Here is a 20,294-nt window from a genome sequence, read left to right as displayed (position 1 = left end):
AAAGTAAAACTTGACATAAAAACAATAATGCTTTATACTAAAATAGTTTTAAAATCAAACTAAATTAAAGCATGGAGGATATTGTTTTGGATAGAGAATACAAAAGCAGTTTGAGATGTTTGAAAATTGGAGATAAGGTGGCAGAACTTCCTATTATTCAAGGGGGAATGGGCGTGGGAGTGAGCCGTAGCTCCCTGGCTGGCGCGGTGGCAGCAGAAGGAGGAGTGGGAGTTATTTCCACAGCTCAGATTGGATATGATGAGGCTGGCTTTGAGAAAGACCAGGCGGGATGCAATCTGAAGGCAATAAGAAAGCACATATGGAAGGCAAGGGAGATTGCCAAGGGAAAAGGGCTGGTCGGTGTTAATATTATGGTAGCGCTGAAACATTATAAAGAGCATGTAAAGGAAGCTGTGGAATGTGGTGCAGATGTGATCATCAGTGGCGCAGGACTTCCCATGAATCTGCCAGAGCTGGTACCGGAGTTTTGCAGAACAAAGATTGCGCCTATTGTTTCTTCAAAAAGGGCAGCAAATCTGATTCTGAAAATGTGGGCACATCGATATAACCGGACTGCAGATCTGATCGTAGTGGAAGGACCGGAGGCAGGAGGACACCTGGGATTTTCCAGGGATCAGCTGGCTCACAGGGATGAGATGGATTTTGACCAGGAAATCCGGGATATTATTGCATGTAAAAAGGAATATGAGGAAAAGTTTGGCCGGGAAATTCCAGTGGTAGTTGCTGGCGGAATTTTTGACCGGAAAGATATTGATCATGCTATGGCACTTGGGGCAGATGGTGTGCAGATCGCAAGCCGGTTTGTGGCGACAAAGGAATGCGATGCCGATGAAAGGTATAAACAGGCGTATGTAAATGCAAGGAAAGAGGATGTGCAGATTATCCAGAGCCTGTAGGAATGCCTGGAAGGGCGCTTTGCAATCCTTTTATGAAACTGGTAGAGAATGGACGGATTCCAGTAAAGAAGTGCTATAACTGCCTGGAAAAATGTAATCCAGGACAGGTTCCGTACTGCATTACCAAGGCATTGATCGATGCGGTGGAGGGAGATGTAGAGAATGGATTGATGTTCTGTGGGGCAAATGTTGGAAGGATTGACAAAATTACTTCAGTGCATGAATTGATGCGGGAATTGGCAGAAGGCTGATGGTTAGCCGGTTCCTATATGGTGATGTTGCTGACAAACGGCATGTCCGTTTAGATTATAAGGTTTAGATTAGAATTTTATGGCGGGAGAGAAAATCCCGCCATATTATGTTTATTGTAATTCTGCAATCCGGGTGACGCCTACGTAAATTTCCTGAATTTTGTACCAGGTGGTATAATCTACGATTCCGGTTTCCGGAAGACCGAAAATATTCTGGAATTTGCGGACAGAGGCCTGAGTCTGGGCACCATAGATTCCGTCCGGATTTACTTTTGGAAGAGCAGGGTAGGCCTGGCTGATAGCATTTAGCTGTTCCTGAAGCTGGAGTACTTTGCTGCCGGAAGCACCAATATCCAGGTCATATCCTGGCCAGGAGGAAGGAATCCCGGAGACTTCTTCTGCTACATTGATATACATATCGTTTCCGTAGAAATACCGTAGGATTTCAATAGCAGAATATCCCTGGTCTCCAAGCCGCTTGCTTCCCCACTGTGTCATCCATCCTCTGTCCCGGCACTGCACCCGCTCTCCGTCGCAGTACTGGGTAAGAATTGGCTGACGGACGTTAGGACGGGATAGATAATTCTCGAAAAGTTCGTCTACAATGCGGTCGATAGAGTCAAAGATGTTTCGTCCGCGGATCCATTTGTGGTCGTAGGCGGTGGAGGAGGTGATGGTGTAGTCTTTCCCTTTATTGCGGTACCACTCCGTGTATACCCGGTTTAGGGTAAAGGACATAATTGCCAGGATGTTGGCGCGGATAGTGTCGTCAGGCCAGGTGGCATAGATTTCGCTGCTTGCTACATTTTTGATATAGTCGCGGTAGCGGACATAATAATTAGAGGCGGAGTTATCACCTACAGGCCCATCGTGCACTACAATGTATTCCGGAATTACGACCTTGCTTAGAACAATTTCGCCAGTTTCGTGTACTGGTTTAATTTCAGATTCCTGTATTTTTGGTGGATATTCATAGAAAAGTGTATGGGGAGGAATGACAATTCTGTTTTCCGAAACAGTGTCTTGCCTGGGATTCAGAAGGACAGGCTGTTTGGCCAGAACCGCAGGCAAGACTTCTGTGCCTGCGATTTCCTCCTGGTGAAAATCCTCGGCTTTGATCTGCATGGAATATTCTGCATAAGGCTGCGCCTCCTCGGAAGCATTCAGGCTGTATTCCAGAGGAGGCGTTTTTAATTGAAGGACAGGGGTGTTGCCGGAAGAATCCGTGCGGACTTCTTCAATGACACTGTTTGGATCACCTGTATAAGAAATACGGACCAGTGCATTTTCCACAGGGCGGTTGTCTGTTTTTGAATGGACCGTTATCTGTAAGGTACCCTGGTCTACATTTTCCTGCTGTGCACATAAGGCTTTTCTGTAATACATGGACGACCTCATAAAATGCTCTTCCAGGTATTATATGCTAAAAATGCAATTGTGAAAACATAATTCAGGGATGTTTGTGGGGATGAGAATATATTATAATAGTAAAGAGGCAGCAGGACAGCGGTGCCTACGGTGAAAAAAACGAAAGAAGGAATAAAATGAAACACTTAAGAAAACAAATTGCAGGCTATCTTTTAACGCTTATTCTGCTTATGGCAGGAATCGTATTCCCTGGAAGTGGGGAAAAGGTTCTGGCATCTGGCGGCAGCATGACTGTGCATTTCCTGGATGTGGGACAGGGATTATCCATTCTGGTGCAGTCAGAGGGACAGAATCTGCTGTATGATGGTGGTCCAAGAAGCGCGTCCAGCTATGTGGTGTCCTATTTGCAGGAGCAGAATGTGTCAGAAATTGATTATCTGATTTCATCCCATTACGATGAGGATCATGTGAGCGGACTGATTGGCTGTCTGAATGCATTTCAGGTGGACAATGTGATTGGAGCAGATTATATCCATGATTCTTCCCTTTATGGCTCTTTTATGGATGCAGTGGCAGCACATGGGCTTGAAGTACAGCATCCGGCAGTGGGGGCGGAGTATACATTTGGCTCGGGAGAATTTACAATTCTTTCACCAAAGGAAATCAGCAAAGAGAGTAATGCTAATTCGGTGGCAATTAAGCTGACGAATGGAGAAAACAGTTTCGTTTTTACCGGGGATGCAGATTTTAACTGTGAGGCAGATATGGTGAATTCCGGGCTTGATCTGAGCTGCGACGTGTTAAGTGTGGGCCATCATGGATCTGCTACATCCACAAGCTGGGATTTTCTTCAGGCTGCAGTTCCGGAATTTGCAGTGATCAGCTGCGGCGCAGGAAATATGTATGGTCATCCGCATGCGGATACCATGGAAAAACTGTCAGATATGGGAATTCAGGTATATCGCTCTGATGAACAGGGAACCATTGTAGCTTCTTCGGATGGAAGTGCTATTACCTGGAGTACAGATCCTTGCAATGATTATACTTCAGGTGATGGAGAAACAGCTGGGCAAAGTGAAGGGGAGAATGGATTTACAGCTGAAGATAATAGCGGAACTGATGCAGCTGCAGCATCAGAAAAGTCAGAACAGATTGCTGCAGCAGATGACAGTCAGGAGGAAATGGTATGGATATCTGCTACAGGAAGTAAATATCACAGTATTCCTGACTGTGGAAATATGAATCCGGATAAGGCATATCAGGAGCCAGTCTCACAGGCTGAGGCTCAAGGATATGAAGCTTGTAAGAAGTGCTTTTGATTATATATATTTAACCGAAATTTTCCATTATATTTCGGAATATCCCTTTTTTATTTGGGGAAATTCTGGTATACTAGAGCGTGTTTGAAAAAGGCTTTCTGCAAGATGTGCGTCACAATTTGTGGGAGATTTTGCCCGAATGAGGGCGCCGTAGCGGGCTACGGCAACCGAATTCGGGCAAAATATACCGCAAAGTGGGGCGTGCAGATTGCGGGAATGATTTTTCAAACAGGCTCTAAAGTGTATGCTTAGTAGAACGTACGGAATATAAAATATAATAACTGTGTAGTTTTCGGACCGTAATCCGTGAGGGCTCCGGCAGTTATAAATAAATTGGTGGTGTAAAATTAGTGAGTGAACAGAAAAGAGTAATTTATACAAAGGAGGAACTGGCTGCGAAGGTAAAGGTTCCGGCTATCGTGGAGCAGGATCTGAAGCGCATTATCAGTGATCGCCTGGAACAATGCGGTCTGTATTACAGATGCTTTTCCAGAATCAAGACAGCTTCTTCTATGGCTCATAAATTTGCTCTGAAAGATTATGGAGCGGAGAATAAGAAACTGCAGGACCTGGTAGGTGTCCGTATTAACCTGTATTTTGATGATGATGTAGAAATCTGCCAGAATATTGTGGAAAATACCTTTGATGTGATTGGCTGGTCCACTTCGGAAAGAAGCGAGGAGGAGTTCAAACCTACGAAATTAAACGGCGTGTGCCGTCTTCCGGAATATTTGCGATCAGAAATTTCAACAGAGACCTGGGATATGTATATTGATGATACCTTCGAGATTCAGATTAAGACCATGTTTTTCGAGGGCTGGCATGAGATCGAGCACGATATGCGCTATAAAGGAGAGGAACTGTGGAAGAATTACAAGGGCTTTTCCAGATACTTTAACAGTATTCTGGCAACTTTAGAGCTTTGTGATAAATCCATGGTTACCCTGTTTGAGGATCTGGGACATTCCCTTTATAAATCAGGCAGATGGAGTGATATGATCAAGAGCCATTTCCGCCTGAAACTGGGAGAGGGACAGCTTTATCCTGAGGTGGCGAAGCTTCTGGATGAGGATTGTGACCAGCAGGTGGAGAACCTGGCCAAGCGTATTTATAAGACCAGCAAGCAGACACTGGTAGACCAGCTGCTTCACCGCAGCCGCAAGGTACCGATCAATGTAAATACGATCATTGCCCTGTTAAACGACAGTCAGTTCCACGACAGTCGTCTGACAGCTATTTTTAAGGAACGTGATGTTTATAATGATGGTCGCGAGGAGAGCCTCGGAGAATCCTGGCATTATGAGATGAAGCCTCTTATCCGCCACAACGTGTTCCAGATGTGCACACAGGTGGATGGAAGCCGTCTGAAGGAAGAGAAACCGGCATCTGCTGCAGAGATTTTCCAGCAGGCAGCAGATGCGATATATGGCTGGATCGTGGGGAAATATGGCGGTCTGTTTAAGGAAATGCCACAGAAGACCAGTACTTATCATGCTGACATTCTGGCTTATCATGTAGCTGTGAATTATGATCCGGACAATCATCGGCTGAATATGCATGTAAGACATATGGATATGGAAGTGGGCGGCAGAATCTGGTATTCAGAAGCCGGACTTGAAGTGTCGCGTCAGGATGAAGTGATTCTGAAGGTTTGCAATGGATATGCACAGCCGGAGAGAGAACACACCATCCAGGACCCGGGAGTAACTTTCTTCAGTTATCCTGGATATTATAAGACGATTGTTGACAATATCGGAATTGTAAATGGAATCGAATGTTCTAACAGAAGACGTATTTTGCGAGAGGATATGTTTGGGAATCTTATTGCAGCGTTGAAAGATTCAGGGCGTTTATTCCCTGTTGTTGTGATCGTCTCAAGAGAAACTGCAGACGGAATGATGGATGAGGATTGGCTGGGCCAGTTCCGTGTATCTGATTTTACAAGGACTGTATGGCGATATTCTCATGTATTTACGGCGCATGAGTCTGTTGGAAAGAAATTTCTGAAACTTGCAGGAATTGGTATTCGCCAGATTGATGATATCCCAAGGCTTTATATTTTCTGGCCGGGCGGAGATGTGGACGACTATGGTCCGGAGGATGTAACCAACTGTAGCTTTGGCCGTCACCTTGAGGCAAGAGGCGATGCCCGCACCTATGATATTGTGCGTGGCGGACAGGCGTTCTATCATAAGATCGTTACAGATTTAAGAGAATGGAATATTTCTGCTGATATGTGGGAAGGATTTAAGCTGGAGACAGTGACAGAACTTCCGAAATAGAATGATAAAAGTACACCGGTAATAAAAAGGCCTGCAAAACGGATGGTTTGCAGGTCTTTAATGTTTCTTAAGCAATAAAAAATGCGGAAGATGGGACTTGAACCCACACAAGCGCAATGCTTACAAGATCCTTAGTCTTGCTCGTCTGCCAGTTCCGACACTTCCGCATATCGCATTCATAGAGAAAAAACCTCTGCGCGATAAAATATGAAATTGTGACTATTAAATAGTCATGCGGAAGATGGGACTTGAACCCACACGAGCGCAATGCTCACAAGATCCTTAGTCTTGCTCGTCTGCCAGTTCCGACACTTCCGCATATCGCGTTTCTCGGAGAAAGGTTTCTTTCTCGCTGCGACGGATATTAGTATAACAAAGGGGTATATGATTGTCAACACATTTTTTGAAAAAAATTAAAAAAATTCAAGTTTTTTTTGAAAAAAAGAGGAATTTGAAATTTTGTGTAGAATATAATTAATAGGAGGAAGATTATCGGCGTACCTGTCAGTCTTTGGAGGATAGAAGATATATGAATATCAGAGAGAGCATGGAAGAAAGAGAACTGGAACTGCTGAGTCCCTATGCCGCATACAGTGGACGTTCCAGAGGAAGAGACCGGGAGGAAGAAGAGTGTGACGTCCGGACAGTTTACCAGAGAGACCGGGACAGGATCCTGCATAGCAAGGCTTTTCGCAGGATGAAAGATAAGACTCAGGTTTTTCTGGCTCCGGAAGGAGATCATTACAGGAACCGGCTGACGCACACTCTGGAGGTATCCCAGATCGCACGTACTATAGCCAAGGCACTTCGCTTGAATGAGGATCTTGTGGAGGCGATTGCACTGGGACACGACCTTGGTCACACGCCTTTCGGACATTCAGGAGAGACCGCACTTAATACCGTTCATCCTGAGGCTTTGCCCACTACCGTCAGAGCGTCCGCGTGGTGGAAGTACTGGAGAAGAACGGAGACGGACTGAATCTTACCTGGGAGACAAGAGACGGAATCCTGAATCACCGTACCAGCGGTCATCCGTCCACTTTGGAGGGACAGGTAGTCCGCTTTTCTGATAAGATCGCCTATGTTCATCATGATATGGACGATGCCCAGAGAGCTGGGATCATTACAGAGAATGATATTTCTGCCAGTCTCAGGGAGTTTCTTGGACAGACCACAAGAGAAAGGCTGAATACCTTTGTACATGATGTGATTGAGCACAGCATTGACCAGCCTTCCATTCAGATGTCGGCTCCTGTAGAGCAGGCACTCATGGATCTTCGATCAGAGATGTTCCAGAAAGTATATCTGAATCCCATTGCGAAGCGTGAGGAATCCAAGGCAATCAAAATGCTGACAGAATTATACGCCTATTACATAGATCACCCGGAAGCAATGTCCAGGGAGTACGTTGCTCTTATTGAGAAAAAGGGAGTTCCCAAAGACCGGGCGGTATGTGACTGGCTGTCAGGAATGACGGATCAGTATTCCATGAAGAAATTCAAGGAGATTTTCATACCAAGAGCCTGGGAGGTTTATTAGGACGTGGACAAAACTCTTGCAATGAGATATAATATTTATTTACGCGAAAGATGTCGCATTTTCTTGGATATGCGGCATATCAAATCAAAGGAGGATAAGCATGCGCTATTCCGACGATATCATTGAAGAAGTGCGAATGAAAAATGATATTGTAGACGTGATATCCCAGTATGTAAGACTGACCAGAAGAGGAAGCTCCTATTTTGGTCTGTGTCCTTTTCATAATGAGAAGACCCCTTCCTTTTCCGTAACGCCGTCCAAGCAGATGTATTACTGCTTCGGCTGCGGAGCTGGAGGAAATGTATACAATTTTGTAATGCAATATGAGAATTATTCATTTGGAGAAGCACTTTCCCATCTGGCAGAGCGTGCCGGTGTGGAACTTCCCAAGATCGAATATTCCAAGGAGGCAAGGGCGAAAGCGGAGAAGCGCGCAGCCTTGCTTGAGATCAATAAGAAAGCGGCTCAGTATTTTTATTACCAGCTGCGCCGTGAAGGTGGAAAAAATGCCCACGATTATCTTACAGGCAGAGGTCTCAGCGAAGAGACGATCAGGAAATTCGGTCTGGGGTATTCAGACAAGTACAGTGATGACCTGTATAAATATCTGAAATCCCAGAATTACAGTGATGAACTTCTTCGGGAATCCGGCCTTTTCAATGTGGATGAACGCCAGGGCATGTATGACAAATTCTGGAATCGTGTTATTTTTCCAATCATGGATGTCAATAACAGGGTGATTGGATTTGGCGGGCGAGTGATGGGAGACGGCAAGCCAAGTACCTGAATTCGCCAGAGACCCGTATTTTTGACAAGAGCCGTAATCTGTACGGATTGAATATAGCCAGAACCACCAGGAAAAATTACCTGATTCTGTGCGAGGGCTACATGGATGTAATCTCCATGCACCAGGCGGGATTTACCAATGCAGTGGCTTCTCTGGGAACGGCGCTTACATCCGGACATGCCAGTCTGGTGAAGAGGTATACACAGGAAGTGCTTCTTCTTTACGATAGTGATGAAGCTGGTGTAAAAGCCGCCTTGCGAGCCATTCCCATTCTACGGGAAGCCGGCGTGAATTCCAGAGTGGTGAATTTACGGCCTCACAAGGATCCTGATGAATTTATCAAAGCAGAAGGCGCAGAGGCTTTTGAGAAAAGGCTGGAGGCAGCTACGGACAGCTTTATGTTCCGGGTAAGTATTGCTTCCGGTGATTTTCCTATGGATGAGCCACAGGGACAAAACCGGTTTTTTGAGCGGTGTGCCCAGTATCTTCTGGAACTTTCTGATGAACTGGAGCGGAATCTGTATATTGAAGCAATTGTAAAAGAATACCGCAGATATGGAATCAGTGTGGAAGACCTTCGGAAGCGTGTAAACACCCTTGCTCTGAAGGGTACGCCTGCAGAGAAGCGTATCCAGCCAAAATCCGGCGGTTCTCCAATGAGAAAAAAGGAGAGCGCGGCAGATAAATCCCAGAAGCTGATGCTTACCTGGCTGGTTACCTATCCGGCAATTTTTGATACTGTGGAGAAATATCTTTCCCCTTCAGATTTTGTAGTTCCTCTTTATAAAGAGGTGGCAGAAATGCTCTGGAAGCAGCACGAAGAGGGAGATGTGAATCCGGCCAGACTTCTGAATGCTTTTACAGACAGTGAAGAGCAGAAAGAGGTGGCCTCTCTCTTTAATGCCACGATCCACCTTGAGACAAAGGAGGAACAGCAGAGAGCATTTTCCGATGCTTTGATCCGCATTAAGCAGGAGAGTCTGGCGGAGAAAAATAAAAACTGGGATCCTGCAGATATGGGGGCTTTACAGGAGCTTGTAAAGGCCAAGAAGGATCTGGAGGAGCTTGGAAGAAAAAGGCAGCAATTGCATATTTCTTTTGAATAAGGATAAAATATTAACACTATATGGAGGTTAGAGTACCTATGGAAATGAATATGGGCAAATTCAGTGAGAAACTGGTGGGACTTCTGGAGCTTGCAAAAAAGAAGAAAAACGTACTGGAATATCAGGAAATCAGTGATTATTTCAAAGACCAGCCACTGGATGCGGAACAGATGGACAAGATCTTCGATTTCCTTGAGGCAAGTGGGGTAGATGTGCTGCGTATCACAGAGAACAGTGCAGATGACCTTATGCTGGACGATGACATGGATATTGATGGTCTGGACGATGAGGAAGAAGTAGAGCTGGACAAGATCGATCTTTCTGTTCCGGAAGGTGTGAGCATTGAGGATCCGGTTCGTATGTATCTGAAAGAAATTGGTAAAGTTCCGCTTCTTTCAGCAGAAGAAGAAATCGAGCTTGCAAAGAAAATGGAACAGGGCGACGAAAATGCCAAGAAGCGTCTGGCAGAAGCCAACCTTCGTCTTGTTGTCAGCATTGCAAAGCGTTATGTAGGACGTGGAATGCTTTTTCTGGATCTGATTCAGGAAGGTAACCTTGGTCTTATCAAGGCTGTCGAAAAATTTGATTACCGAAAGGGTTACAAGTTCAGTACCTATGCTACCTGGTGGATCCGTCAGGCTATCACAAGAGCCATTGCAGACCAGGCGCGTACCATTCGTATTCCGGTTCATATGGTTGAGACGATCAACAAGCTGATCCGCGTTTCCAGACAGTTACTCCAGGAGCTTGGACGTGAACCTACTCCGGAGGAAATCGCGGAAGAGATGGACATGCCGGTTGACCGCGTGCGTGAAATCCTGAAGATTTCCCAGGAGCCGGTTTCTCTGGAGACCCCTATTGGTGAAGAGGAGGACAGCCATCTTGGAGATTTCATCCAGGATGACAATGTTCCGGTTCCGGCTGATGCTGCAGCATTTACTCTTTTGAAGGAACAGCTGGTAGAAGTTCTTGGTACTCTTACTGAGAGAGAACAGAAAGTTCTTCGCCTTCGTTTCGGGCTTGATGATGGACGTGCAAGAACACTTGAGGAAGTTGGCAAGGAGTTTAATGTTACCAGAGAGCGTATCCGTCAGATTGAGGCAAAGGCTCTTCGTAAGCTCCGTCATCCAAGCCGCAGCCGCAAGCTGAAGGATTACCTGGATTAAGGAGAGGGCTATGCAGTTATCCTTACGATTGTCTGCAATCGCAGACCTGGTGACAGAAGGAAACCGGCTGGTAGATGTGGGATGCGATCATGGATATCTGCCGGTATACCTGATACAGCAGAAAAAAATTCCATCCGCCATTGCAATGGATGTGCGAAAAGGACCCCTTTCCAGGGCGCAGGAACATATCCGGCAGTATGGACTGGAGGAATACATACAGACCCGGCTCTCAGACGGACTTGAAGGCTTGAAAGCCGGAGAGGGTGACACCCTTGTAATCGCAGGTATGGGCGGTCCCCTTATGGAAAGGATTCTCACAGATGGCAGGTCTGTGAGAAATTCTTTCTCTGAGCTGATTTTACAGCCACAGTCCGACATTCCCCATTTTCGCAGATTTATCCAGTCTGAAGGCTGGGAGATCACAGAAGAGAAAATGGTGGAAGAGGATGGGAAATTTTATCCCATGATGCGGGTGGTGCCTGGGGAAAATGTTCACAGCAGTTTGAAACTTAACGTGGATTCTTTCACAAAAAATACGTCTGCGAAAGCCGCTTCTTCTGAGAACCTACATGCTGATGAATGGGCAGAAATGCCGGAAAATCCAGCTGCTTACACCTTGGAGGAAGCCTTTGGCAAATATCTTCTTCAGGAAAAGAACCAGGTGCTTTACCATTATCTTCAGCGGGAATCCCGGATCCGATCCCAGATTCTGGACCAATTGGAAACGGCACCGAAGGCAGAGGCAGTTACTGCCCGCATTTTGGAAGTAAAGGAGGAGGCGCAGCTGATCGCTGCTGCGCTGGCAGAATATGAAGGTTAAAGAACTGACAGAATGGCTGGGAGGAAATTTTCCGGCAGCAGTTGCAGAGGACTGGGATAATGTGGGACTTCTTACAGGAGATGACGAGAGTGAGGTAAAACATGTCTTTCTTGCCCTTGATCTTACCGAAGCGGTGTTAGACGAGGCTATCCAGGCTGGCGCTGACATGATCGTTACCCATCATCCTATGATCTTTTCCGGTATTAAGAAGATTAACAATCATAGTTTTACAGGACGGAAGATTATCAGTCTGGTGCGCCATGGAATATCTTATTATGCAATGCACACCAACTATGATATTCTGGGAATGGCAGATTTAAGTGCTGGATATCTGGAACTGTCAGATACGAAGGTACTTTGTGCTACCGGGGAAAAAGACGGGGAGCCCATTGGCTTTGGACGTGTGGGAAATCTGCCTTGTGAGATGACTTTAAAGGAGTACGCCCTTCTTGTAAAAAAGAAACTGAAGCTTTCAGATGTGAAAGTGTACGGAAATCTGGAACAGACTGTGAAAACGGCTGCCGTATGTACCGGTTCTGGTAAAAGCATGATCCAGGATGTGCTTGCAGCCGGGGCAGATGTATATGTGACAGGTGATATTGACCACCATACCGGAATTGACACCGTAGCCCAGGGGCTTGCAATCATTGACGCAGGTCATTACGGTACGGAATATATTTTTATGGAAGATATGAAGGAAAGACTGGCAAAAGCGTTTCCGGAGCTTACAGTCAGCTGTGCAAAGATGAGAAGCCCGTATACGATATTATAAGGTTAAGACCTGGTGCGGATGGGCGTGATGGTGTTCGCCCGCCCGGAGATAAAATGAGTTGTCAGAATAACATTGTCTGGTTTTGGAAAATGTGATTTATGTTTAGCCTAATTGATCTTTCAGATCAGAAAAGGAGATTTTATGGATCATGCAGTGAAACTTACAATCAATGGGGAAACCAGAGAGTTTCCCATGGGAATTACCTATAAAGAAGTTGTAAAAGAGTACGAAAAGACCAGCCCGGCCCCTGTTATTCTTGTAATTGCAGGAGGCAAGATCTGTGAGCTTCATAAAAAAGCAGAACGGGATGGTGAAGTCCGGCTGGTTACCACAAAAGACAGCATTGGAAATAAAACCTATAAGCGAACTGCATGTCTGGTGCTTTTAAAGGCAATTTACGATCTTGCAGGCAAAGAAAAAGTAGATAAAGTGGTGCTTCATTATTCTGTAGGAAGCGGTTTTTACTTTACTATGGCGGGAGAACAGAAGCTGGATCAGGCATTTCTTGACCAGGTAAAGAAGCGGATGACAGAACTGGTGGAGCAGAAAATCCCGGTGAAGAAACGAAGTGTAGGAACGGATGAAGCAATTGCACTTTTTCATCATCACAGAATGTATGATAAAGAGAAGCTGTTCCGCTATCGCAGGGTTTCCAGGGTGAATATTTACAGCATAGAGAATTTTGAGGATTATTTTTACGGGGCAATGGCTTACGATACCGGTTATGTGCCATATTTTGACCTGAAGCTGTATGATGAAGGCTTTGTGCTGATTCTGCCGGATGCTAAGGCTCCGGATGTGCTTCCGGAATTCCAGCTCCAGGAGAAAATCTTCCAGGTGCAGAAGGATTCTGAAGAGTGGGGCAGAAAGCTGGAAATCTCCACAGTAGGTGAGCTGAATGACCAGATCGTTTCCCAGGGGATACAGAAGATCCTTCTTATGCAGGAGGCCATCCAGGAGTCTGGAATTGCCAGAATTGCAGAGCAGATCGTGAAGGCTGGAAACAAGAAGTTCGTCATGATCGCGGGTCCGTCCTCCTCCGGCAAGACTACCTTTTCCCACAGGCTGTCCATTCAGCTGGCGGCGCACGGAATGAAGCCACATCCTATTGCTGTTGACAATTATTTTGTAAACAGAGAGCATACCCCGCTGGATGAATTCGGGGAAAAGGATTATGAGTGTCTGGAAGCTATTGATGTGGAGCAGTTCAACAAAGATATGTTGGCACTTCTTAATGGAGAGAGAGTAGAACTTCCGGTGTTTAACTTCAAGACCGGGCAGAGAGAATATAAAGGCGATTTTCTCCAGCTGGGGAAGGAAGACATCCTTGTTATTGAGGGAATTCATGGTCTGAACGACAAATTAAGCTACGCACTTCCGAAGGAGAGCAAGTTCAAAATCTATATCAGCGCCCTCACCCAGCTGAACATTGATGAACACAACCGGATTCCTACCACAGATGGAAGACTGATCCGCAGAATCGTCCGGGATGCAAGAACAAGAGGAACCTCTGCCAAGGATACCATTGCAAGGTGGCCTTCTGTAAGAAGAGGGGAAGAGAAGAATATTTTTCCATACCAGGAAGAAGCGGATGTTATGTTTAACTCGGCACTGATCTATGAACTGGCCTGTCTGAAGGTATACGCAGAGCCTCTTCTCTTCGGAATTTCCAAAGAGGAGCCGGAATATCTGGAGGCAAACAGGCTGCTGAAATTTTTTGATTATTTTGTAGCGGTGCCAAGCGAGGAAGTGCCTAATAATTCCCTGCTAAGAGAATTTATAGGGGGAAGCTGTTTTAACACCTGATGATGCAGATGTGCTTGTAAGAAATTGAGGAGTATTTTATGAAAAAAAGTCGCGAAGGCTTTACATTGGCTGAGCTTTTGATCGTGGTTGCAATTATTGCGGTGCTGGTGGCTGTTGCAATACCTGTTTTCGGAAGTCAGTTGGAAAAAAGCAGGGAAGCAGCAGACCTTGCAAATGTACGCGCTGCTTATGCGAAGGTGCTGACTGAGGCAAATATGGGGATTTATAATGAACCGGTTACTGTCAAGCTGAAACAGAAACAGTATGACTGGCAGTCGGCGGATGTAATTACAATTGGGGGAATCAGCCATTCGGTAAAGGACGGCGATACGGAGAACTGGATTGGAATACCAGGAGCAAATGGAGAATGTCAGATTTCGTTTGAACAGAAAAAGGGAACCAAATTTGTGTGGAGTGGGGATGTATCATCAACGTCAAATAGCTATAATATGAGTGAGGATTTCTTTAATGTATTAAAGGATAGTGGCTGTCTGGATTTGGTAAAGGATAATTCGAATTTTGAATTTGATTCTGGAACTGATTCGAAAACATATGTACCAAAAATTAAAGATCTAATTGGTGTTAACAGTTTGCTACAGACTGGCACATGGGCATATTTGGGAAGTGGCATAGATGAGAAGAAAAGATATTTGTTCTGGACTTCCTTAGATATAAATGCAAAAGGTGAAAAGGCAATAGCGGCTGACACAGAAATACCAATTCTGATTCAAACTGGCGATGGAAAATATTATGTTTCCAAATCAAAGGTTGCCAGCAGGAATGGAAAATATATGGCAATAGCTGATCATCTTGCCCCAGCAGGTTATCTGAATATTATTAATGCAGGGAAGAAATATGATAATTTGTCTGCTGCTTATTCTGCATATCAGGATGCGCTTAACAGTGATGAATATAAAAATTTGCCTAAGTGATTATCTGCAACGATTCAAATAACACTTTACATCTTTCCACAATAATGTTAAAATAGCACTTGCGCAAGCAGGCCAGGTGATCGCGGCTGAACAGACGAAAGGGTTCAGACGAGGAAAGTCCGGGCTTCACAGGGCAGGATGCCGGATAACGTCCGGTGGAGGTGACTCCCAGACCAGTGCAACAGAAATAAACCGCCATGGCTTGCCATGGTAAGGGTGGAAAGGCAGTGTAAGAGACTACCGCCGTCCTGGTAACAGGCCGGGCACATGTAAACTCCATTCGAAGCAAGACCGAGCAGAAAGCGATACGGCGGCCCGTCGTGCTTTCAGGTAGGTCGCTTGAGCCTTTCGGCAACGGAAGGCCTAGACAGATGATCACTCAACGACATAACCCGGCTTATCGGTCTGCTTGCGTATTTAAGAATCGGATTGTATGATACATATAATGTGATATTTAACCTGAGAAGGTTCAGTTCTGCTGGATTTTCTCAGGTTTTTTATATAATAGGAAATTACTCCGTAATGTTCCTATTACATAAAAACGCTCCGATACCAGGACCCAAAGGTCTTTTTCCACTCTCAAACACGCTTTAAGGCAAAAAAGTGGAAGCTGTATTCAGCTTCCACAATAAATATCAATATTGTTATAAAAAACAATGATTTAGAGAGATAACTTATTTGTTTCTGTGACCAGAGTATTTCTCCTCACAATATTTACATCTGTAAACCTCATTCTCCTCATCAGCCAGAACAAACACCTGATCCAGTCCCTGCTCGATGGAAGTGATGCAGCGGGGATTCTTACATCTGATTACGTTTACAACCTGCTTCGGAAGACGAAGGTCTTTTTTCTCAACGATCTTCTCATCCTTAATAATATTTACGGTGATATTGTGATCAATGAAACCAAGGATATCCAGATCCAGATCTTCAATCGGGCACTCAACCTTGATGATGTCCTTTTTGCCCATCTTATTGCTCTTTGCATTTTTGATGATCGCTACGGTACAGTCAAGCTTATCCAGCTTCAGATCATGATAAATGGTCATAGCCTTGCCTGCTTTAATATGGTCTAATACAAAACCTTCACGAAGTGCTCCAACATTTAACATGGCAGTTCCACCTCCAATAATGTAAGAATCAGGGCCATACGAACATATACACCGTACTGGGCCTGTTTAAAGTATGCGGCTCTCGGATCATTGTCTACTTCGACTGCAATTTCGTTAACACGTGGAAGCGGATGAAGAATGTACATGTCATCCTTTGCAAGGGAAAGCTTCTGCTTGTCCAGTATGTAGAAATCCTTCATACGAACATAATCTTCCTCATTGAAGAAACGCTCCTTCTGAACACGTGTCATGTAAAGAATGTCAAGCTCCGGAATAGCATCCTCCAGACGTTCTACTTCTAGGAACTCGATGTTGTTCTTCTTCAGCACGTCCTCACGGATATAGCTTGGGATACGAAGCTCTTCCGGAGAAATCAGTACGAATTTAACATTGTTGTAGCGAACCAGCGCCTCGATCAGAGAGTGAACAGTACGTCCGAATTTCAGATCTCCGCACAGACCGATGGTAATGTTGTCAAGACGTCCCTTTAAGGAACGGATGGTAAGTAAGTCTGTAAGAGTCTGGGTTGGATGCTGATGACCACCGTCACCGGCATTGATAACAGGAATATTAGAAACCATAGAAGCTACCAGCGGAGCACCTTCTTTGGGATGACGCATAGCACAGATATCTGCATAGCAGGAAACAACACGAATGGTATCGGCAACAGTTTCCCCTTTCGCTGCGGAACTGGAATCTGCAGATGAGAAACCAAGAACCTTACCGCCAAGGTTCATCATAGCAGCTTCAAAACTGAGACGGGTGCGGGTACTTGGCTCATAGAAAAGTGTGGCAAGCCGTTTGTCGTCACAGGTATGTGCGTATTTTTTGGGGTTTTTCTCAATATCGCTGGCAAGATCCAGAAGCTTCTCAAGCTCCGGAACACTAAGGTCCAGCGGACTCATTAAGTGTCTCATGATATACCTCCGTTATGAGTGTGTGGTTTTGGGGTAGAGTGTTACGGTTCACGAAAACTCTTTCAAAAAGGATCTTCTGTGAGTGGTAACGCAAAATCTCTTCGACCTATCATATACTACTTGGAATGATTTTTCAAGAAGATTTTGTAAGTATTTTTTCGAAAAACAATCCAGTGAGAAACCAGACCGGGAGATAGTCCAGACGGATGATTCCTTTGTACTGATGGGGCACTCCAGAATAGTCCCAGGGGCACATGTGAAAAGCCTGCAGGATAGAACCGCTGGTAAATTCTGCCAGGTAAAATCCGGCAGTATAAAGGGAGCCGCGCAGAAGTGCCGGAAGGCTTTTCAGCTTTTTGTATACAGGCAGAATCAGGGATGCACAGCCATAAATGGGGAACATAAGAAGAGAGGTAGTGCCTTTCATGGAAGCATCTCCCCGGAGCAGGGAATGGAGCCCGGTCCAGAGAATCTCCAGACACAGACCGGTAAAACCACAGAAGAGAAAAGGGTATTTTTTCATATGCTTGGTCTCCTTGGGTAAAATGATAAAAATAACATTCCCATTCTTGCTAAATTTATGCTGCAAGGTTATAATGGAGAGAAAAAGATATTTGATAAACGAGGAGCTTTTATTATGAACTATCAGGAATGCCGTGCATATATCGATGATTCGGCGAAATACGGTTCCGTGCTGGGACTTGATAATATGCGTGAAATGCTGGACAGGCTTGGAAATCCTCAGGATGCAGTTCCTTATGTCCACGTAGCCGGAACCAATGGAAAGGGTTCCGTGATTGCTTATTTATACACCACCCTTACCCGGGCAGGCTATAAAGTGGGCAGATACATATCCCCAACTCTTTATTCTTACAGAGAACGTCTTGAGATTGCCGGCGAGAAGATCTCACGGGAAGATTTTGCAAAGTATGTGACAGAAATTTCCAGGTCAATTGATCAGATGACAGCGGTTGGCATGAATCATCCCACCCCTTTTGAGATTGAGACCGCAGCAGCGTTTTTATATTTTAAGGAAGAAAATTGTGATCTGGTCCTTCTGGAGACCGGAATGGGCGGTAATCTGGATGCCACCAATATTGTGAAGAATACCAAACTGGCTGTGCTGGTTTCTATCAGCATGGATCATATGTCATTTCTTGGAAATACCCTTGGAGAAATCGCAGAGAAGAAGGCGGGAATTATCAAACCTGGCTGCCGGGTTGTGACCACAAAGCAGAAGCCGGAAGCGGCACAGGTGATTGCAGATACCTGCAAAAAGCTTCATGTACCCTGTGTGGTATCTGACCCTGATGAGGCTGTTTTGGAAAAAGAGAGCGTATTCGGTCAGACCTTTTCTTATAAAGGAGAGGAATTTGCAATTTCCCTTGCCGGTGTTTACCAGAAAGAAAATGCAGTGCTGGCATTAAATGCCCTTGAAGAACTGGACAGACTTGGCTGGACTACTACCATGGAACAGCGGAAGGACGGTCTTCTCCACACAAGCTGGAAGGGAAGATTTACGGTTATCAATAAAAGGCCTCTTTTTATTGTAGACGGCGCTCACAATGCCGGAGCAGCCGACAAGATGGCAGAATCTGTCCGGCACTATTTTAATGGGAAAAAACTGATCTACATTATGGGTGTTTTTGCAGACAAGGAATATAAGATTGTCCTTGAAAAAACAGCCCATTTTGCAGAAAAAATCTATACCATAGAGACACCGGATAATCCCCGTGCACTGCCGGCAGAGGAACTGGCGAAGGCGGCAAGGGTATATAATTCCAGTGCCGAGAGTACAAAAAGTATAAAAGATGCTGTAGAAAAGGCATTTTCCTGTGCAGGAGATGACGAGAACAGTGTGATTCTGGCATTTGGTTCACTTTCCTTTATTGGAGCGCTTACAAATGCGGTGGAAGAATATGTCGGATAAGTGCCGGGTACTGAAATGGCAGCGTGTTACTGGTCACGGATTGAACGGTAATGGCAGTACATTGTGGAAATTGAAGTGTGCAGCAGCTGAATTTGCATGATTAAATACAAAAACTGGAGAGAAAACAATATGACAGATTTGCAGGAATGCAGACGAAAAATAGATGAAATTGACAATCAGATGGTGGAACTTTTTGAGAAGCGGATGAAGGTCTGCGAGGAGGTTGCAGAGTATAAGATCCATACCGGAAAGAAAGTGCTGGATCCGGAGAGAGAGCATGCCAAACTGGAAGAGATCAGGAAAAAAGCGCACGGTGAGTTCAACGAACTTGGAGCCCAGGAGCTTTTTCAGCAGATCATGGCCATCAGCAGAAAGCGTCAGTATCAGCTTCTCACCGAATATGGTCCGAAAGAAAAGGAAGACTTCCAAATGGTGGAGCAGCTTCCCAGAAATAATGTGACTGTTGTTTTCCAGGGGGTGGAGGGCGCCTACGGCTATGGTGCCATGCGCGCCTATTTTCAGGAAGACATTGAGAGCTATCATGTGAAACTGTTCCGGGATGCCATGGAAGAAGTTGCAGCAGGAAGAGCAGATTACGCAGTCCTTCCTATTGAAAATTCCACAGCTGGGATTGTGGCAGATATTTATGACCTTTTGACAGAATATAATCTGTTTATCGTGGGAGAGCAGATCCTGAAAGTTGAGCATGTGCTGCTTGGCCTGCAGGAGGCTGAGCTTTCCGATATTGCCGGGGTATATTCCCATCCTCAGGGGCTTGCCCAGTGTAAGGAATATCTGGAAGAGCATAGAGGGTGGAAAACCACAGCGGTAACCAACACCGCCGCAGCGGCCCAAAAGGTCAGCGCAGATCAGGATAAGACCCACGCAGCGATTGCCAGCAGGGCTGCCGGAGAGATTTACAATCTGAAGGTTCTGGCAGAGAATATCTGCAAAAATGACAGCAATGTGACCAGATTTATTATTCTGGCAAAGAAACCGGTTTATGAGAATAACAGCTCCAGGATCAGTGTATGCTTCGAGGCACATCATGCAAGCGGAACGCTTTACAATGTACTTTCCCATATGATTTATAATGGTCTGAATATGACCAAGATCGAGTCCCGGCCTATTCCGGGAAAAACCTGGGAATACCGTTTCTTCGTGGACTTCGAGGGAAATCTGCGGGACAGCGCGGTAAAGAATGCATTGCGGGGCATGGAAGCAGAGACCAGCTATTTGAAAATTCTGGGCAATTATTAAGATTATAGCT

At 45.3% G+C, this 20,294-nt stretch carries 14 protein-coding genes, 2 tRNA genes, 1 other RNA gene and 4 pseudogenes; 14 read left to right on the top strand and 7 right to left on the bottom strand.

Translation table 11 applies throughout. The annotated features are described in order from the left end of the window. Positions 1-71 precede the first annotated feature (71 nt). Positions 72-1,168 (top strand): annotated as a pseudogene (locus DW904_RS06875) (nitronate monooxygenase family protein). A gap of 111 nt (positions 1,169-1,279) precedes the next feature. On the opposite strand, the gene DW904_RS06870 reads toward DW904_RS06875, so the two are convergent. Then, positions 1,280-2,554 carry a peptidoglycan-binding domain-containing protein gene (locus tag DW904_RS06870; RefSeq protein WP_118578722.1) on the bottom strand — a complete coding sequence of 425 codons (1,275 nt, stop codon included), beginning with the start codon at positions 2,552-2,554 and terminating at the stop codon, positions 1,280-1,282. Positions 2,555-2,712: 158 nt separating this feature from the next. Here DW904_RS06870 and DW904_RS06865 point away from each other — a divergent pair, with 158 nt between their 5' ends. Then, a complete protein-coding gene (locus DW904_RS06865) occupies positions 2,713-3,855 on the top strand; it encodes a ComEC/Rec2 family competence protein (protein ID WP_118578720.1) in 1,143 nt (380 codons plus the stop codon). A 27-nt stretch (positions 3,856-3,882) separates the two neighbouring features. Here the strand turns inward: DW904_RS06865 and DW904_RS25115 are convergent. Beyond that, a pseudogene (locus tag DW904_RS25115) lies at positions 3,883-4,023 on the bottom strand (DUF6783 domain-containing protein); the annotation flags it as partial. Between DW904_RS25115 and DW904_RS25110 the strand changes: the two are divergent. After that, positions 3,961-4,107: a DUF6783 domain-containing protein gene (locus tag DW904_RS25110; RefSeq protein WP_306797103.1), complete on the top strand. Its 147-nt coding sequence runs from the start codon at positions 3,961-3,963 to the stop codon at positions 4,105-4,107. The pseudogene DW904_RS25115 and the gene DW904_RS25110 overlap by 63 nt on opposite strands. 98 nt (positions 4,108-4,205) lie before the next feature. Then, on the top strand, positions 4,206-6,137 hold the full coding sequence (locus DW904_RS06855) for a hypothetical protein (protein WP_118578716.1): 1,932 nt from the start codon (positions 4,206-4,208) through the stop codon (positions 6,135-6,137). Between the two features lie 82 nt (positions 6,138-6,219). On the opposite strand, the gene DW904_RS06850 is transcribed toward DW904_RS06855, so the two are convergent. Next, a tRNA-Leu gene (locus tag DW904_RS06850) sits at positions 6,220-6,304 on the bottom strand. 66 nt (positions 6,305-6,370) lie between these two features. Continuing rightward, positions 6,371-6,455: transfer RNA gene (locus DW904_RS06845), tRNA-Leu, on the bottom strand. Between the two features lie 211 nt (positions 6,456-6,666). Here DW904_RS06845 and DW904_RS06840 point away from each other — a divergent pair. From DW904_RS06840 to rnpB, 8 genes and pseudogenes are all read left to right on the top strand, one after another. Continuing rightward, a pseudogene (locus DW904_RS06840) lies at positions 6,667-7,676 on the top strand (deoxyguanosinetriphosphate triphosphohydrolase). Between the two features lie 100 nt (positions 7,677-7,776). Then, a pseudogene (dnaG, locus tag DW904_RS06835) lies at positions 7,777-9,569 on the top strand (DNA primase). A 38-nt stretch (positions 9,570-9,607) separates the two neighbouring features. Next, positions 9,608-10,735, top strand: coding sequence for an RNA polymerase sigma factor RpoD (rpoD, locus tag DW904_RS06830; RefSeq protein WP_118578714.1), 1,128 nt, complete (start codon positions 9,608-9,610; stop codon positions 10,733-10,735). Positions 10,736-10,745: 10 nt separating this feature from the next. After that, entirely contained in the window at positions 10,746-11,555 is an 810-nt protein-coding gene (locus tag DW904_RS06825; RefSeq protein WP_118578712.1) for a class I SAM-dependent methyltransferase, read from the top strand. Then, a complete protein-coding gene (locus DW904_RS06820) occupies positions 11,545-12,327 on the top strand; it encodes a Nif3-like dinuclear metal center hexameric protein (protein ID WP_118578710.1) in 783 nt (260 codons plus the stop codon). Before DW904_RS06825 ends, DW904_RS06820 begins: the two co-directional genes overlap by 11 nt. Before the next feature lie 141 nt (positions 12,328-12,468). Further along, positions 12,469-14,133, top strand: a complete 1,665-nt coding sequence (locus DW904_RS06815) for a nucleoside kinase (RefSeq protein ID WP_118578708.1) — start codon at positions 12,469-12,471, stop codon at positions 14,131-14,133. A gap of 38 nt (positions 14,134-14,171) precedes the next feature. Next, a complete protein-coding gene (locus DW904_RS06810; RefSeq protein ID WP_118578706.1) occupies positions 14,172-15,065 on the top strand; it encodes a prepilin-type N-terminal cleavage/methylation domain-containing protein in 894 nt (297 codons plus the stop codon). 64 nt (positions 15,066-15,129) lie between these two features. Continuing rightward, positions 15,130-15,481: RNase P RNA component class A (gene rnpB / locus DW904_RS06805), an RNA gene on the top strand. 258 nt (positions 15,482-15,739) lie between these two features. Here rnpB and DW904_RS06800 read toward each other — a convergent pair. From DW904_RS06800 to DW904_RS06790, 3 genes are all read right to left on the bottom strand, one after another. Then, positions 15,740-16,177 carry an aspartate carbamoyltransferase regulatory subunit gene (locus DW904_RS06800; RefSeq protein ID WP_118578704.1) on the bottom strand — a complete coding sequence of 146 codons (438 nt, stop codon included), beginning with the start codon at positions 16,175-16,177 and terminating at the stop codon, positions 15,740-15,742. Beyond that, positions 16,171-17,094, bottom strand: a complete 924-nt coding sequence (pyrB, locus tag DW904_RS06795) for an aspartate carbamoyltransferase (RefSeq protein WP_118578702.1) — start codon at positions 17,092-17,094, stop codon at positions 16,171-16,173. Before pyrB ends, DW904_RS06800 begins: the two co-directional genes overlap by 7 nt. Before the next feature lie 133 nt (positions 17,095-17,227). Then, complete coding sequence (locus tag DW904_RS06790) at positions 17,228-17,617, bottom strand: hypothetical protein (RefSeq protein WP_118578700.1); 390 nt, start codon at positions 17,615-17,617, stop codon at positions 17,228-17,230. Between the two features lie 114 nt (positions 17,618-17,731). On the opposite strand from DW904_RS06790, the gene DW904_RS06785 reads away from it, so the two are divergent. After that, positions 17,732-19,024 (top strand): folylpolyglutamate synthase/dihydrofolate synthase family protein, encoded by a 1,293-nt coding sequence (locus tag DW904_RS06785; RefSeq protein WP_118578698.1) that lies wholly within the window; start codon positions 17,732-17,734, stop codon positions 19,022-19,024. 129 nt (positions 19,025-19,153) lie between these two features. Beyond that, positions 19,154-20,284 carry a prephenate dehydratase gene (pheA, locus tag DW904_RS06780; RefSeq protein WP_118578766.1) on the top strand — a complete coding sequence of 377 codons (1,131 nt, stop codon included), beginning with the start codon at positions 19,154-19,156 and terminating at the stop codon, positions 20,282-20,284. Positions 20,285-20,294 lie beyond the last annotated feature (10 nt).

The organism is Ruminococcus sp. AM42-11 (genome assembly GCF_003480145.1).
Lineage (GTDB): Bacteria > Bacillota > Clostridia > Lachnospirales > Lachnospiraceae > Blautia_A > Blautia_A faecis.
This window is presented reverse-complemented; position numbering and strand designations above follow the sequence as displayed.